Consider the following 16028-nt stretch of genomic DNA (forward strand, 5'->3'; position numbering starts at 1 on the left):
AGCTGGAGTAGTATACAGTATACCGGCCAATTTGATAATTTACCTGGCTCCGAAAGGTGCGCAATTGTGATACCCCTCTCCTACCCCAGCCACCAGCTGGCAAATCCCATTTTTGCCGGGTCAAGAAGTGGGTTCAGCTGGTGCTAACGTTGGGCGGTATTTTCTGAGCCCCTACGGCTTCCTCGCTGCTTGACGCAAGCGGATTTGGCCGTCTTCTACCGCCACCATCCGGCCAGCGCAGCTTAGCGGCTAGCTAGCCCGAACTTGCGTGGGGCAGCTAGGTTATAGGCCCAGTTTTCGGGGCGTCTAGCGCGCGCCCAGTAACAATACCCGCTCCTATCCATTTTCAACCAGCAGAAACCTGATGAAATCCTTCCTGCTCACGGCTGCACTGGCGGCTTTTGCGCTGCAAGCTCCGGCCCAAACTGCCCCACCCGCCACCAGTACGCCGCGCGCGGCCGCCGACCAGATTGCCACCAGTAAAGGCCCGCTCACGGTGCAGCCCATCACCCACGGCAGTGTGGTGTTGACCTGGAACGGCAAAACCATCTACATCGACCCTTACGGCGGAGCCGCGAGCTATACCGGCCTGACCGCACCGGATGTCATTCTGATCACCGATATCCACGGCGACCACCTCGACCCGAAGACCTTGGCCGGCCTCTCGGTAGGCAAGGCAGTCATGATAGTGCCCCCAGCCGTGGCGGAGAAGCTACCCGCCGAATACAAGCCACAAGTCCGCATTTTACGCAATGGCCAGCAGCTTGACACGCTGGGCTTGCGCGTATCCGCTATCCCGATGTACAACCTGCCCGAAGCGGCCGACGCGCCGCACCCCAAGGGTCGGGGCAACGGCTATGTGCTAACGCTGGGCGGCAAACGCGTCTATCTCTCCGGCGATACCGAGGACATTGCCGAAATGCGCGCCCTGAAGAACATCGACGTGGCCTTCGTGTGCATGAACCTGCCCTATACCATGGATGTGAACCAGGCCGCGCAGGCGGTGCTGGCCTTCAAGCCGGGTATCGTCTACCCCTACCATTACCGGGGTCAGAATGGCCTAAGCGACGTAGCCGCCTTCCAGAAAACGGTGAACGCAGCCAATAAGAAAATCGACGTGCGGCTGCGCAACTGGTACCCATCGGCCCAGTAAGTAGGAACGCCATAAGGAAAACAGGGTTTGCTAAGTAGCTGGCTTAGCAAACCCTGTTTTCCTACGATTAAATAGCCTTCAAGTGCTACTCGGCGAAAGGCACCCAGAGGAGGGAGTAAGTTCGGCCTACGAGTAAGTTTTCCGCTTGTTCACCTAGACGACCATTTCGTTGAACCAATATTCTTTCATGGCCATGCCTCTCATTCGCCACTGGGCCTTCTTATAGCAGCGAGGGGGTTCACCACGCTGGGCGACACGGCGGCCGGCTTGGTGGTGCTGTACCTACTCTACAAGCTGTTCAGCCTGAAGAAGCCCGCGCCGAAAAAGGCTTAGTCTGCGGCTCATGCTACTGCACAGGCACAGATATACTACCTGTTTTCACAGCTAGCGTATCCAGTCCTATCATATTAGAGGCAACGCCATCATTCAATTCGTTGAATATAACCCCTTTGTACGGGCCTCTTATAGCAACAGCAGCCCGTTTCCAATAGTATTGGATGTAGGGCATTTCCAGTTGCTTGGTGTCGCCGTACCCCACTCGAACTTCTTGGGTTACATAGGCAATATCCAGATAGCCCGGCACTGGCACCTTGGGGGCCGTGTATTTTTGCATATCCCTAATTAACTCTGTATTATACGCAACCTGCACTACCGGCGGTGAATAGAATAAGTATTGATTACCCTTCTTCATTACGGAATAGTGGAAAGAGTAGTAGGAAGTGAACTTCGCCGTATCGGGCTTTATAAAAACGATTTTGTCGGTGGGGCCGATAGCGGACACCGTCTGAAACATGGCCGTCGACCGCTTCAAAAAATTTGCTTTGACGGCGGCGTCCGTGATTTCCAGTTGTTTAGTGAAAAGGCGAAAACCCGGTGTTTCGGGCTCCGGGTCTTTCTTGCCACAAGAAATTAATACGCCACCCGCAAATAGTATAAATAGTAGATAACTGGCCTTCTTACTGATTGTTAGCATACGGTAATAATACGCATTGATGATGCTATGCACGCCGCAAACAAAGTAAGGCCGGAATCTAGCGAAGGTGCGGGATAAGATAAAATACAGTTCTAAAAAGAATACGTAGCCCTAGCTAAGTACTGGTTTAAGAAGCAAATTATTAGAAGTCCAAACTGGCACTGATTCCCAGACTTGTCCGAGAAGCATTCTTATTGTTTAGCAGCAGGGATATCAGCCAAGCGTCATTTTCTGAACTAAGCGATAACAGTGCGCTCAGCGGCGGGCTAGTCCCACAACCTTAGTTCGGATGCATCTTTGAGCCAGCGCTTACGCCCGCTCCGCTTGCCCTCCTATGCGCCCGTTTCTGAGCCGCCGCCGCTTTGTAACTGCGTCCGCCCTCGCTACGGGGGTGGGGGCGCTGCTCCCCACCTGGGCCGCCGCCGCTGGCCCGCTGCCTGCCTCCGGCTTGGTGTTCCTCTTCCAAGGCGACTCCATCACGGATGGCAACCGCGGCCGCTCGCCCGATCCCAACCACGTGCTCGGGCACGGGTATGCCTTTGCCATCGCCAGCCGGATAGGAGCCGATTTCGCGGCCCAAGACCCCGTGTTTTACAACCGCGGCACCAGCGGCGACAAAGTCAGTGACCTGCAGCAGCGCTGGGCCCCCGACGCGCTCGCCCTGCAGCCAGACGTGCTCAGCCTCTTGGTGGGCATCAACGACATCGACCAGGCCGTTAACCAGCCCGCCCAGGCCGGGACGGTAGCCGACTTTGAGCACCACTACCGGGCCCTGTTGACGGCGAGCAAGGCGCAAAACCCTACCACCCTCTTCGTCCTGGGGGTGCCCTTTGCCTACCCGATCGGCCGCTGCCAAGCCAACTGGGCGCAGTGGCAGGCGGCCCTGACGGCGCGCCAAACGGTAGTACGTCAGCTCGCGGCCGAGTTCACCGCGGTACTGGTCGACTACCCCGCCGTGCTAGAGCGGGCCGCCCGCCGCAAACCCATCGCTTACTGGGTGTGGGATGGTATTCACCCCACCGCGTTTGCCCATGAGCTGTTGGCTCGGGAGTGGCTCAAGCAAGTGAGTACCCGCCTGCCGTTTCTGCGCAAATACCGAGCGCAGTGGTAGATGCCCTCGCCGTGCCAGCGCGGGAGGCACACACGAGGGTAGCCAACTAGGATGCGGCCCTAAGAGGCGTAGGAGAAGCCTTTTACAAGTAGTAGTCCACGGACTACTACTTGTAAAATAGCCGGTATAAGAAGCTAACCACCTTTCTGGTTAGGTGGGACTGTTGCGGAAGCAATCGGTTGGGTAGGTGATAGGCCGTGGGTCAGCACGTCATAGGCCCAACTAAGGCGCGTCGCCTCCTCGTCGGGTACCTGCTGGTGAAGAAGGGCCTGCTCCACTTGCGCTACCAAGGTCGCCCGTACATCTTGGTCGCTTAACCAAGCCCGGAGCTGCTGGTCCACGTGGGGGGTGGAAAAAGGATTGCGCAACTTCAGGGCTTTCGGGGGGGTATCGTCTAGCTCGTCTAGTAACAAGTCCGCCAGGTGGGCTAGACTGGTGGGGGAGTTGGCCGTCGCCCAGCTGTGTAGTAAGGGCGTCAGCTCGAAGTGAGCGAGGCCAAACATGAGTAAGATATCGGTAAGCTGATTACCCTCCGGTAAGGGATTAAGCGTTAGGCACGCCTCGAAGTAGGTGCGGGCAAAAGTGGCGAGCAGCTGCCGCTCGGCTGCGGGCCAGTGGGCGGGCTGGTCCAAGTCGAGCCGGGAGAAGGTGATTTCCACACTATGGACGGGGAACTCAAACTGCGTGGCCAGCTCCAGTACGCGGGGCAAAAAATGCTTCATCTCCCAGCGCTCTTGGTCGGAGTGATCTTGCGCCAAGACGAAGAGGCCATCGCTCAACACCTGCCAGGAGACGTGCCGCAACGGGGTACGTAAGAGCGCCTGTTCCTGCGCGTCGCTCACGCAGCACGCCTTACAGACGCAGAAGGTGGCGCCTAGGGTATACGGTGCGAAGAGGACATAGGCCGCTTCAATCAGGTCGTGGAGCGCGGGCTGGCGTAGGGTAGTCATCGGCCGGATAGCGGAAAAGCAGGGCTAGCCCTTGGCCGCGTGGCAGCAGGCTAGAGGGACTAAGGAGAACGCGAGTAAGCCAAGCCCTACGGGTAGCACCTACTGGCAAAACTACTTTCGGTTGAACATAATCGGCGTTCTCGGACCAGCCTCAAAATAGTGGTGCTTTTTGGCCATCCACCCCGCCGCGCGCGCGGGCTACTTTGGTAAGGGGGAGGTGCTAGCTGATAGACTGCTTGGTCCTGATAGCCGCTAAGTGCCTACCTACTGACGAGGAATTTGGCTTGTTCCCAGTGGTGGCCCGTGAAGAAGCGCAAGAAGTAGATGCCCGTAGCAACGTTGCTGAGCTGGATGGTGGCGCGATGATGCGCGGGCACTGCGCGCAACACGAGCTTGCCCGTCACATCGGTGATAAAGAGTTCGGGCACCTCGCCTGCCAGCTCCACGTGTAACTCATCCGGCGTCGGATTGGGATAACACTTCCAGGCGTAGTCTTTGCTGCGTCGCCGGGGCTTGGCAGCCCCTGCGGTTGTGTCCGCTACCTGCTGGTAGTGGCCGGCGAGCGTGCGCGCTGGACGAGTACTGGTCGTCTGGCAGTCGGCCGTGTAGGCATACTTGGCAATGAGCTTTACCAGTAGCGTATTGAGAAGCTCCACGTCAAACTTGTCCGTCGTTGGTTTGAGGTGGGCGTTGCCTACGCCGCTCTCATCGGTCAGGAACACGTAGGTGCCATTGGTAGCCAGGGCCAGCGAGCGCATCAGGTATTCCGTGCTTTTGTCGATGCCGCTGGCCGTAATGGGAATGATTCGAATGCCTTTGGCGGCCGCTTGGCGGATAGCGCGTTGCAGCGAGGCCAGCACCAGCGGATTTTCATGCGGCGGGGCATCGAGAATCAGAAATAAGAGCCGAGCCTTGGCTTGGCTGCTCCACGTCAAGTCATTCAGGGCTACGGTCAGGGCTTGGTCGACCGCTTCGGGCATGTCCCCGCCGCCGCCGGCCTGCTGCTGGCCGATAAAAGCCAGGGTTTGAGCAACGTTCGGGCTAAGGTTGCTTGTTCGCGTCACGTACTCGTCGCCGGCATCCCGGTAGAAGACGCTGCCCAGGTTGAGCGTGGTTGACGCTAGCGAGTCCTTGGCGTGGGCGATGACATCCTGGAGCTCCGCTTGCAGGTACTGGATTTCGTCGCCCATGGAGGAGGTGGCATCCACTACAAAGGCGATATCTACCACCGACGGGGTCCCACACGGCTGTGGGACCCGGATGAGATTGAGCCCGTCGTGAAAGCGCGTGGGGCGGCGCACCGTATACATTTTGCCCGCCACGAGCGCTTGCAAGGTGCCGACTTCCGTGGCGGCGGCCGCCGTAAACAGGTTGTTCCAGAGTTCGCATTTGCCGGTGTTGTCACTCTGCGCTTGCCAGAGTAGCGAATCGCGGCGGTCTTTCAGCAGCACGGTGGCCCCGACCACGGGAAAGCCCTCGTCCGTCACGAGCTGCACCGCATATCGGTCCTGGGGGCTGAGCTGCCAGTGCTGGCGCCAGTCGCGTAAGTCCGTTTGGGCAATGCCCGACCACAAGGTCCATTTGCTAAAATCGTTGACTTCGCCCGCCGTGAGAATGCCCGCGCCAGCCCGCGGTGTTGTAGCCATGGCCGTGGCTTTGCCAGCGGCCCGGGGTGCGGCGGGCGCGCGGCTGACGCGTTCGACCTTGACGCCCGCTACCCTACCCGCCAAACCCGACACCGTCGCGACAGAGCCGCTCACGCTCCGGATAACTACGGGGGCCGCGTAGCCCACGACGACGACCTCGGACAGCGCCCGGGAGTCTGCTTGCAGTACGACCACTACCGAATCGGCGTTTTTCGGTAGGGGGAGCTCTTGGGTGATGTAGCCTACGAACGAGACCACTAGCCGGGGCGCGCGCGTAGTGGTCTCCAGCGTAAAACGACCCCGCACATCGGTCGCGGTTCCGTGGGCGGTCCCCTTCTCCCTAATGGTAACACCGGCCAGCGCTGAGTAGTCAACTTTGGCCCGCACCACGCCCCGCACGGTCACGGACTGGGCACTGACAAGGAAGGGTGATAGGAGCAGGGTGAGTAGTAGCAGTAGGTGCATAGGGTTCCGGGCGAGGGGTAAGCGGGGAGAACAGGAAGGCCGCTGAAGCTCTTCTCTGAGAGAGTAGATGCCGCGCCTAGGCTTTTTGCATATCACTAGCTGAAAAAGAGGGAAGGTCGAATACAACTTAGTCTGACAGTTCAATTTCACAGTCGTTGAACGAAACTTTAACGACTGTGAAAAGCAGCATACTCACTAGTGCAAAACAGGGTATCTGTGAGCGTAATAAAGAAGTCAACTATGTGAGCCATCATATTCAACAAGAAGACTTCAGTGCGCCTAAGCTACGATAAGCACATCAATTTCTAAATAGGCTAAGCCGTCCACAAAACGGGTCTTTCGTGGACTACTTGGTTACCCCATACAAAGGCCCCAAAACGAAGGTTTTGGGGCCTTTTTTCACACTTCTTTCTGGACCACTAAAAAGTCTCTCTATGCACATTTTTCTAAAGTAGGAAAGCTAGTTGAGACACCACATACCGCAGGGCGGACTCAACTCTCGGTTGATATTATCTAGTTAGTGAATAGGTGCCCAGCTTATATTTCCCAAGTAATTACTCAATCCTACAGTACTTTATGAATTTTCTATATCCTACTAGCATTTTAGGCGGAATAGCCCTCTTATTAGCTCCTACGCTAGCCCACGGTCAAAACAGTCCTTCCCCTTTTTATTTCGGCGTGCGGGCTGGTTACAGCAATTACACCATGGAAGGTGAGGAAGTCAAACTACACACGCAGCCTGGGGCGGATGAATTACAGCGTGACCAGTGGTTCACGGTCGGAGCTATCCTGCGTAAACGACTTTATGCCCCGCTTTCCCTGCAAGCCGAATTGAACTACTTGCGCGAGGGTGGCCATTTCAAGGGCGGTGTTTTTCTTGGCAAAACCGTCTACACCATCGACTGCCTGCAAATTCCCCTCTTACTGGATGTAGAGGTGCCAGCTACGGAACAGCTTTCCATTCATTTGCAAGGCGGCATGGCCCTAACAACAGTGGTGCGCGAAGTGGAACTCGACATGCCTAGCTTCGACAAACGAAATAGATTTAGCAATCCAACTGATTTTTTCTCGCCCGTATTGGGTGGGGAGCTCGCCTGGCACCAAGGCCGGCATGTCTACTTTTTGAATGCCCGCTATAGCTATGACTTAACGGACTATTACCAACGCGAGTATATGGGCACGTACTACAATGCAAAAAGCAGTGGTTTTACGCTTGCTGTTGGCACCTTACTCGGGTTAGGAAAGTAGAAGCTACTGCGACCATTCCAGCGTATTTTGAACACGAAAAAGCCCGGCCTTCTGGCTGGGCTTTCTGCGTATCACCTGCAAGGTTATCACAGGGTTGCGCGTTGTTTAGCAGGCGTGGTAGTTGCCCGACGTACCGGGCGCGGGCGCTGCTGCCGCTGTTCGGCAATGAGCTGCGAAAAAGCTTGCTTTTCTTCAGGTGTCAGCGGGGTAGAGTCAACCACGAAATCGACTCCAGTGGGCTCATAACCAAGTTTCTTCGGCATTGTCAGGGAGGATTAAGAAGTGGAATGGTCGGGAAAGTACCTGGTAACAAGTTTGGTGGCGGCATTAGTTGCCAAATACATCCGCAGGCCGCGGCCCATCCGCTGGGCGCCGAGCGCCTGCTGATAATGGGTGAGTAACGCGGTTTTCGCCTCAAAGGCTACAAAGCCTTCGTAGCCTTGCTCGAAGGATAAGCGGCAGGCCCAAGCAAACAAGTTACCCGCCACCCCAAGGTACTGCTTCTGCGCGCCTTTATTGAAGACCGCGCTTTCCACTAAGTATACAAAGACATGGTCCGTGTCTACTTCTAAGCTGATGAGCCCTTGGATGAGCGCGGGCTCGGCAACAGTCGTCAACTTGTAGACCTGGCGCTGTTCGGTGTCTAATTCGCGGGGCCAATTAAAGAGCCAATCCTTTTTCTTGAGTTGTCGCCGTTGCGTGCTCGTGAGACGAGTTAGTATGGTGACAAAAGACTCTCCCGTCGCGGCCAACTCAATGGAGTTGGTGAGCTTATCAATGAAGGCAGATACCCCAGGAGCAGAACGACTAAGCACTAAGTGGGAGAAGAGTGAATCTGCAAAAATACGATTGCGAATGACTTTACTGTTATTACACAGTAGCTCATAGACCTGAGGAAGTGTCTTATAGTTGCCGATATGATAAACTAAGGACTTACATAACTGCGAAACTACTGCTATCGCTTCTGAGTCAATGCTCCTCAGTCCTGTCGCACTGTCAATAGGTGTTGCGTTAACTTAGCGTAGCTGGCCTTGGGTTAGAAACCCAGCTCTGCAAGCCCCACTGCACGAACTGCTCCCTTCCGAAGAATGTCATCGACAGTAAAACGAACTACTGCCTAGCTTGACAACAGCACCGGGCCCGCCCACCCCATGATACCAAACTGGATTTACGAACGCCTTCAACTGTTTGCCGACCCACGCCTGCGCTTCAATGCCGACTTGCACGAGTACCACCTCGACCAGCGCCAGCTCACGTCTTGGAGCACGTGGATTACGCAATATAAAGAGACCTTCGACGCGCAGGCCCAGGCACCCCGCACGGCTGCCAAGCGGGGCCTCCCCGTCGAGCAGGTGCTGACTGAGTGGGAGCGCAGCAACTGGGTAGGCACTAAGACGCACGAGTACATCGAGGCCTACTACCAAGATGCTAACGCCAGTTGTGAACACGATAAGGAAGTGCTGCTACGCTGCCGGAAGTTTCTCGCTCTGCACCAAGGCCGGCTCCAGGACTTTCTGCCGGTAGCGCAGGAGTTACGCGTTTTCCATGAGGCCACGGGCCTCTGCGGTACGCTCGACTTCCTCGGCTGGCATGTACCCACGCAGCAGCTTTATGTGCTCGACTGGAAAACCAACAAGGCCATCAACTCCGACCGTGATACTATCTGGCGCATGATGTGGGGGCCGTTTCAAGATTTAGCCGACCATGAGCACAACACCTACTCGCTACAGATTAGCCTCTACCGCGTGCTACTCGAAGAGGCGGGTATTCCTACCGGTGGCGGGGCCATCGTGCACCTGCCGCCTGGCCGCTTACCCGCCCAGGTCTACCAGGCCATTGACTACCGCAGCCGCTTGCGAGAGGTGATTTTTTAGGACGCCTTTACTCACCCCATGGCTACCCCGCCTATGCTTTATCGGATAAAGATGCTTCCTCTTGGGGCGGGGCGGGAGAGATGACCAAGAATGATTGTCCTCATGCCCTAGTAGTACCTGAATAATAAATAGTACTTTGAGTAGGTATGTACCATTGGGCGGCCTGTTAATAAGTGCGTCCGCATACGAAACGGCCCTATTTAGCCAGCGAATGGCTTAACTTAGCGTTAACTAGATTTTGGACATAGTAGGGAAATTAATTTTGCGCATCCTTCGGAAAAGGCGGATTAGCTATTATTTTCTTCTACTATGAAATCCTACGTTGGGCAGCGCACATTATGGCTGCTAACCTTTCTGTTCCTCGTCAGCAGTCCCTTATTTGCTCAAAATTTAGCGCTTGGCAAAGCTTCCATCGCCTCCTCGGCAGTGCAGGCAGCGGGCAATGCCTTCGATGGTAACAACGGTACGCGCTGGGAAAGTAGCGCCAGCGACCCGCAGTACATCATAGTAGACCTGGGCTCAGTGCAGTCTGTCGACCGCATCCGGCTGTCGTGGGAAACGGCTTTGGGTAAGAACTTTACCCTCGATATTTCGACTGTGACCGCCGCGCCAAGCGATGCGAACTGGACCAATGTGGTAAACGGCACCTGGGCAACGGCCGTGACGGTGGTGAACAACACCTCGACCACCAACGACTACCCCAACCTGGGTAAAAGTGGCCGCTACGTGCGTATGAACGGTACCGCCCGGGCCACGGGCTACGGCTACTCGCTCTATGAGTTTGCGCTCTACGCCTACGACCCCACCCCCAACCTGGCACTCGGCAAGCCGGCTACGGCCTCGCCCAATCCCAAGCAAGCGGTAGCCAATGCCTTCGACGGCGACGGCAAAACCCGCTGGGAAAGTGACTACACCGACGCGCAGTACATCACGGTGGACCTGGGCGCGGTGCAAACCATCGACCGCATCCGCCTGACGTGGGAAGCGGCTTTGGGCAAGGATTTTACGCTGGATGTATCGGACGATGGCAACACGTGGCAAACGGCCGCCACCGTTACCGGCAATACCTCGACGTCGAATGAATACGCTAACCTGGGCAAAACCGGCCGCTATGTACGCCTGAATGGCACTGCCCGCGGCACCACGTATGGCTACTCACTCTATGAGTTTGAGGTATTTGCCGCCTCTAACAACGCGGCGAACCTAGCCGGGGCTATGCCAAACGCAGCCTCCTCTACGCAGGGCACGCTGCTGCCCAACTATGCCTTTGATAATGACCGGCTGACGCGCTGGGGTAGCACGGCTGGCCGCGAGGATGCCTCCCTTTATGTGGACTTGCGCGGCACGGCCACCATCTCGCGGGTGTACCTGGTTTGGGAAAAGGCCTACGGCGGCAATTTCACCATCGACGTGTCGGACGATGCCGCAACCTGGACCACGGTCGCTACCACGGTTGGTAACTCTTTTCACTTCAACGAATACACGTTTGCCAAGCCCGTAACCGGCCGCTACGTGCGAATGAATGGCACCAAGCGCGGCACCACGATTTCAGATAATGGCTACTCGCTCTACGAGTTTCAGGTGAATGGCACCCTCCAGCCGCTGCCCGTCAGGCTCACCAGCTTTGGCGCCGCGCCGCAGCGCACGGGCGTAGCCGTGCATTGGGCCACGGCCACCGAACAGCACAATGCGGGCTTCGAAGTGCAGCGCTCGGCCGATGGCGCGGGCTTTATGACGCTCGCCACGGTAGCGGGCAGGGGCACCACCCAAAATGCGCACCTTTACAGCTACTTCGACGCGGCCCCGCTCCGTGCCACGGCTTACTACCGCCTCAAGCAGCTCGACCTCGACGGCACGTTTGCCTACAGCCCGGTAGTGGCCGTGCAGGCTGCCGCAACCAGCACCGCCCCCCTCCGCCTTTACCCCAACCCGACCGCCGACCGCGCCACCGTGACCTGGGAAACGTCCACCGGGCGCGCCGGCCGCTGGTACCTCACCAATAGCCTGGGCCAGGTACTGCACACCGAAGCCCTGGGTGCCGAAACTGCTGCCAGCCTCTCGATTAACTTGCAGCCCTACCCAGCCGGCAGTTACGTGCTCTCGGTTGAAGCAGACGGCCAACTAGTGCGCCGGGGCCGGGTGCAAAAAGTGAACTAAGAAAAGCGCTTCCTGCGAAGAACCGCTTCCGTAGCGCTGGCCCAGGTACTGGGCCAGCGCTTTTTGCGTGCCCCGCTGCTACCCGCCCCCGTTTTGGGCGGGTAGCAGCGGGGGCCGATGCGCTACCGTGAGAACTTACCCTACCATGTTCAAAATTTATTCTAAGTATTTGACAAGCTGAACTAATATAGTCCAATAAGGGCTCTTTATTGGAGTAGTATCAGGTAGTGAAAATAGGTGTTTTTCTACTCACAACTGGCTCCCTATCGAGAGAAGCGTACACGGGCCGGTGATACCTGCGGATTAAGTTAGTTGACTCCAGAAGATAATCCGGCCGGCGTTGTGGTGCACCAGCTGCACGCCGCCGTCTTGGGAAACGGCTACGGCCAGGCACGCGGGGGCCGCCTCGCAGAGCCGGTAGGCGGCCCGGTGGCGGGTGCCGCCCTGGTCGGCGGGCTCGGCCTGCAGGTGCTCGCCTTCCAAGTCCAGGGCCCGGTAGACCTGATCCAGCGCACTGTGCGGCGCCCGAATCTCGACCCCGAAGCCTACTATCTCCAGGTTTTGGGTTAGCACCAGCGCCCCGTCTACGGCCATCAGGTCGGCCATTAGGTCGGCGAAGTGGTCGAGGGCCACCGCCAGGGCGCGCAGCGCGGGGTCGCGGGCTTGTTGGTAGTAGGTCCAACTTACATCGCCTAGGTCCTGTTGCCGCGCAATAACGGCGTGGATGAGCTGGCTGCACCGCCCTTCCCCGCCCAGCTCCTGGGTAGGATGCTTGGGGCGCAACAAGCCGCTGGGCGCCAGCAACTCGGCCACGGCGCCCGGCGGCACAAACACCAGCAGCCCGCCGTGGCCCCCGGCCCGCACCCGCGCCACCGCCCGGCGCTGCACATGGTGCCCGAGCAAGGCAATGAGGTTGAATTCGGCGGGACCCAGTTGGGGATTAGCGGCCATCATCTCCCCGAAGCGCCCCCGGCTCCAGGCGGTGGGGAACTGCAAAAAGCCGTGGCCGTCGATGCGGCCCGCGCGCAGTGTCAGCACGCGGGTGGCCCCACAGTAACAGGTCAGTAGGCCCGGGCCCTGCACGTGCACTACCAGCACCGAAGGCACTTCCTCGGCGGTGGGCGCTGGGCTGCCAGGGAGCCGGTCCCAGGGCGTGTTCGTCACCAGCAGGCCCCACAGCACCAACTCACCGGCCTCATTCTGCCGGACGGCGAGCAGCGTCGCGGGGCGCGCCACCGCCGGACTGAGCCGCCGGATTTCCTGTTCGTTCCAGGGGCGGGGCGTGCCAAAAGCCATGACGTGAGGACCGGTGGCGAGCTGCCCAGGAGCCGTCAGCTGCGCCGCCGTGGCAAGCACGACGTGGCATTCCACGGGCCGGGCTTCCTCCTGCAGCAGGCTGGCCTGGTAAATGATAGACAGGAATTGGGTCAGCACGGTGTGCTCAGGCAGTGGGCTGCCCTCAGTTTGGTCCCAGCGCGTACGCAGCGCGTGGGCTATTTCAGTAGGATAATAGGCGGTGGTCATCGATAAGGGGAAGCTAAAGAAAAAGGAGTGTCACCCATCCAAGGCACGGTCTAGGCGGGGCAGTTAAAAGCACGGCGATCAACGCACTCGGCTATTCACAATCGTGCGCTTCGGGCCTCAGCTCCTACGGGCTGAGCGAGCGGCGGGTCCGGGGCGAGCGGGGGGCATAAAACGCTTGCAGGGCCTCGCGCAGCCCGGGATACGCGAAGACGAAACCCTGGGCCAGAGCTTTAGCCGCACTCACGCGCTTGCCGGTCAATACCAGTTCGCTCTGCTCGCCCATGGCCAGCTGGAGTATGAAGGCAGGAATCCGGGACGGCAGCAAGGGGCGGTGCAGCACCTCGGCCAGTGCCGTGGTGAAGGCGGCGTTGGTGACCGGGCAGGGCGCCACCGCGTTGTAAGCGCTCTGCCAGGCGTCATCGGTCAGCATGGCGAGCAAGAGGCGGCAGAGGTCATCTAAGTGAATCCAGGACACCCACTGCTGACCACTGCCCAGGGGCGCCCCAAAGCCGCGCTTCACCGGACCAGCCATGGCCGGCAGTGCCCCGCCCGCCGTGCTGAGCACCACCCCGATGCGGGGCACGACGACCCGCAGGCCCAAGGCGGCGAGGGGGGCGGCGGCTTGCTCCCAGTCCCGGGTCAGGTCGGCCAGCAGGTCGTGGCCGACCGGCCGCGTCTCTTCTGTCACCAGAGCGTCGCCGGTGCTGCCGTAGAAGCCAATGGCCGAGGCGGAGACGACGGCGCGCACGCGGTGCCCCGGTTTGGACAGCTCGCGGTGCAGCAGGTGCAGACCGTCTACGCGGCTGGTCAGCAGCTCCTGTTTGCGGGCGGCCGTCCAGTTGCCCTCGGCCACGTTGGCGCCGGCCAGGTTCACAACCGCGTCGGCAAAGGGTACGGCGGCCAGGTCGATGATGCCGGCGGCGGGGCTCCACTGAAACGTGTGGTAGGGGCTGTCGGGTACCAGAGTGCAGCTCAGCAGGGCGACGTTGTGGCCAGCAGCGGTGAGCACGGCGGCCAGACGGGTGCCGACGAGGCCAGTGCCGCCAGTGAGAAGGACGTTCATGGGAAAGGGCGTTGGGGGGCGCGCGAAAGAGCACTAACACACTACAAAGGACTGGATTAACGGCAAGCCCGAACGATAACAAACGCTAAGAAATGGGCCATCAGTGGGGTTTGTTACGCTGGTAACTGAATAGGCCGGACGTGGCGAATCCACCACGGTAGAGGGCTTTCCCTGCGCCACAAAAGGCAGTGCAACCAGTATCTTGCCGGACTCCTCGTTTACGTCTGTTTCATCGCCTGTTGCTGCATGCTACCGTCTCTGCCCGAAGCCACGCTGCGCCTGCGCCAGCACCTGACCCAGTTTGTTTCCCTAAGCGACGAGGACTGGCGTTTGCTGGTGCCCCACCTGCGCTTGCTGCCCGTGGCCCGGCACGCCGTGTTTGCCGAGCAGGGCCGCGTCGCCGGTGAAATGGCCTTTGTAGTGCAGGGCATGTTCCGGCAGTATTATACCAAAGACGGCGAGGAGCGCACCAGCTACTTCTTCTTTGAAGACCAGCTGATGGGCGCCTACTTCAGCAGCCTGACCGGGCGGCCCTCGCTGGTCACTATCGAGGCATTGAGTGCGAGCTGCTGCCTGACCTTTCCCTACGCCGTGCTCACCGACTTATTCGGCCAGCGCATGGCCTGGCAGGAGCTGGGGCGACGGTTTGCTGAATACCTGGCCGTGGGCCTGGAAGAGCGCATGGTGAGCCTGCTGCTGCTCAGCCCCGTCGAGCGCTACGAAGCCCTGCTGGTCAGCGGTAACCCGAACATCCTGGCGCGGGTGCCCCAGCACTATATCGCCAATTTTCTGGGCGTGACGCCCGTGAGTTTGAGCCGCATTCGCAACCGCACCTCGGGGGGCAGTAGGGCCGGCATTTCTTAGCGATTGTTATCGTTTTGGGGAGGCGGAGAAGCGGAATTTTGCCCCGTTCCATTTCCGCTAAAACCGCATGAGACTCCACACCATCCTGGGTGCTAAGGGCACCATCACCACGCAGCTGCTGCCAGTGCTGCAACAGCACGGCGAAAAAATCCGGTTGGTTTCGCGCAACCCCACGCCAGTGGCGGGGGCCGAAACCCGGGCGGCCGATTTTCTCAACGCCGAACAGACCCGGCTGGCCGTGGATGGCTCCACCATCGTGTACCTGCTCGTGGGTCTGGAATACAGCGCCAACGTGTGGCGGCGCGATTGGCCCGTAATTATGCGCAACGTGATTGCCGCCTGCAAAGCCGCGTCCGCCCAACTGATTTTTCTCGACAGCCTTTACACCTACGGCCGGGTCGCGGGTGCGATTACCGAAAACACGCCGCCCCGGCCGGTGAGCGAGAAAGGCCGGATTCTGGTCGAAATCGAGCAACTGCTGTTGGCCGAGATGAACAGCGGCAGGCTGTCGGCCATCATCGCCAAAGCTTCCGATTTTTACGGGCCGGGCGCGGTCGAGAAAAGCTGGTCCGGCTCGCTAGTGTTCAGCCGCTTAAAGAACAAGCAAACACCCCAGTGGCCCGTCAATGCCCGCGTGCCGCGCACGTATACCTACACGCCAGACATCGGCCGGGCCCTGTACGTGCTGGCGCAGCACCCCGAGGCATTCAACCAAACCTGGATACTGCCAGTGGCCTCGCCAACGCTGACTGGTCAGGAATTCAGCGCTTTGGCGGCGAAGTACATGCAGGGCAGCGGCAAGGTGCAGGTACTGCCCAAGTGGGTATTTGGGTTGATGGGCCTGTTCATTCCCTTTATGAAAGAGGCGCACGAAATGATGTACCAGGACGAAAACGGCTACGTGCTGGATTCCACTCGCTTTAACCAAACGTTCAACTTCACGCCGACCCCCTACGAAGAGGGCATTCGGGCCACGGCGGAGTGGTTTCTGAAAAATTAA

General features: G+C 58.8%; 14 protein-coding genes. 7 read left to right on the top strand and 7 right to left on the bottom strand.

What is annotated here, in order from left to right:
* Window positions 1-361 precede the first annotated feature (361 nt).
* On the top strand, window positions 362-1153 hold the full coding sequence (locus tag ACFSDX_RS24585; protein ID WP_382318754.1) for an MBL fold metallo-hydrolase: 792 nt from the start codon (window positions 362-364) through the stop codon (window positions 1151-1153).
* Window positions 1154-1499: 346 nt separating this feature from the next.
* On the opposite strand, the gene ACFSDX_RS24590 is transcribed toward ACFSDX_RS24585, so the two are convergent.
* On the bottom strand, window positions 1500-2159 hold the full coding sequence (locus ACFSDX_RS24590; protein ID WP_382318547.1) for a hypothetical protein: 660 nt from the start codon (window positions 2157-2159) through the stop codon (window positions 1500-1502).
* A gap of 301 nt (window positions 2160-2460) precedes the next feature.
* Between ACFSDX_RS24590 and ACFSDX_RS24595 the strand changes: the two genes are divergently transcribed.
* Window positions 2461-3237, top strand: coding sequence for an SGNH/GDSL hydrolase family protein (locus tag ACFSDX_RS24595; RefSeq protein ID WP_382318549.1), 777 nt, complete (start codon window positions 2461-2463; stop codon window positions 3235-3237).
* Between the two features lie 134 nt (window positions 3238-3371).
* On the opposite strand, the gene ACFSDX_RS24600 is transcribed toward ACFSDX_RS24595, so the two are convergent.
* Complete coding sequence (locus ACFSDX_RS24600; protein ID WP_382318551.1) at window positions 3372-4187, bottom strand: hypothetical protein; 816 nt, start codon at window positions 4185-4187, stop codon at window positions 3372-3374.
* Window positions 4188-4447: 260 nt separating this feature from the next.
* On the bottom strand, window positions 4448-6298 hold the full coding sequence (locus ACFSDX_RS24605; protein ID WP_382318553.1) for a carboxypeptidase-like regulatory domain-containing protein: 1851 nt from the start codon (window positions 6296-6298) through the stop codon (window positions 4448-4450).
* Between the two features lie 576 nt (window positions 6299-6874).
* On the opposite strand from ACFSDX_RS24605, the gene ACFSDX_RS24610 reads away from it, so the two are divergent.
* Complete coding sequence (locus tag ACFSDX_RS24610; RefSeq protein ID WP_382318555.1) at window positions 6875-7546, top strand: porin family protein; 672 nt, start codon at window positions 6875-6877, stop codon at window positions 7544-7546.
* Between the two features lie 86 nt (window positions 7547-7632).
* Here the strand turns inward: ACFSDX_RS24610 and ACFSDX_RS24615 are convergent, their stop codons facing one another.
* Window positions 7633-7809, bottom strand: coding sequence for a hypothetical protein (locus ACFSDX_RS24615; protein WP_382318557.1), 177 nt, complete (start codon window positions 7807-7809; stop codon window positions 7633-7635).
* Window positions 7810-7821: 12 nt separating this feature from the next.
* Complete coding sequence (locus ACFSDX_RS24620) at window positions 7822-8361, bottom strand: GNAT family protein (protein ID WP_382318559.1); 540 nt, start codon at window positions 8359-8361, stop codon at window positions 7822-7824.
* A gap of 336 nt (window positions 8362-8697) precedes the next feature.
* Here ACFSDX_RS24620 and ACFSDX_RS24625 point away from each other — a divergent pair, with 336 nt between their 5' ends.
* Both ACFSDX_RS24625 and ACFSDX_RS24630 read left to right on the top strand, forming a co-directional pair.
* A complete protein-coding gene (locus ACFSDX_RS24625; RefSeq protein ID WP_382318561.1) occupies window positions 8698-9420 on the top strand; it encodes a hypothetical protein in 723 nt (240 codons plus the stop codon).
* A gap of 309 nt (window positions 9421-9729) precedes the next feature.
* Window positions 9730-11577: a discoidin domain-containing protein gene (locus ACFSDX_RS24630; protein ID WP_382318563.1), complete on the top strand. Its 1848-nt coding sequence runs from the start codon at window positions 9730-9732 to the stop codon at window positions 11575-11577.
* Between the two features lie 303 nt (window positions 11578-11880).
* Here ACFSDX_RS24630 and ACFSDX_RS24635 read toward each other — a convergent pair whose 3' ends face one another.
* Both ACFSDX_RS24635 and ACFSDX_RS24640 read right to left on the bottom strand, forming a co-directional pair.
* Window positions 11881-13101 carry a putative sensor domain DACNV-containing protein gene (locus ACFSDX_RS24635; RefSeq protein ID WP_382318565.1) on the bottom strand — a complete coding sequence of 407 codons (1221 nt, stop codon included), beginning with the start codon at window positions 13099-13101 and terminating at the stop codon, window positions 11881-11883.
* A 124-nt stretch (window positions 13102-13225) separates the two neighbouring features.
* A complete protein-coding gene (locus tag ACFSDX_RS24640) occupies window positions 13226-14164 on the bottom strand; it encodes a TIGR01777 family oxidoreductase (RefSeq protein WP_382318567.1) in 939 nt (312 codons plus the stop codon).
* 246 nt (window positions 14165-14410) lie between these two features.
* Here ACFSDX_RS24640 and ACFSDX_RS24645 point away from each other — a divergent pair, with 246 nt between their 5' ends.
* Window positions 14411-15028, top strand: a complete 618-nt coding sequence (locus tag ACFSDX_RS24645; protein ID WP_382318569.1) for a Crp/Fnr family transcriptional regulator — start codon at window positions 14411-14413, stop codon at window positions 15026-15028.
* 67 nt (window positions 15029-15095) lie between these two features.
* Window positions 15096-16028, top strand: coding sequence for an NAD-dependent epimerase/dehydratase family protein (locus ACFSDX_RS24650; RefSeq protein WP_382318571.1), 933 nt, complete (start codon window positions 15096-15098; stop codon window positions 16026-16028).

Source organism: Hymenobacter bucti (assembly GCF_042681145.1).
GTDB lineage: Bacteria > Bacteroidota > Bacteroidia > Cytophagales > Hymenobacteraceae > Hymenobacter > Hymenobacter bucti.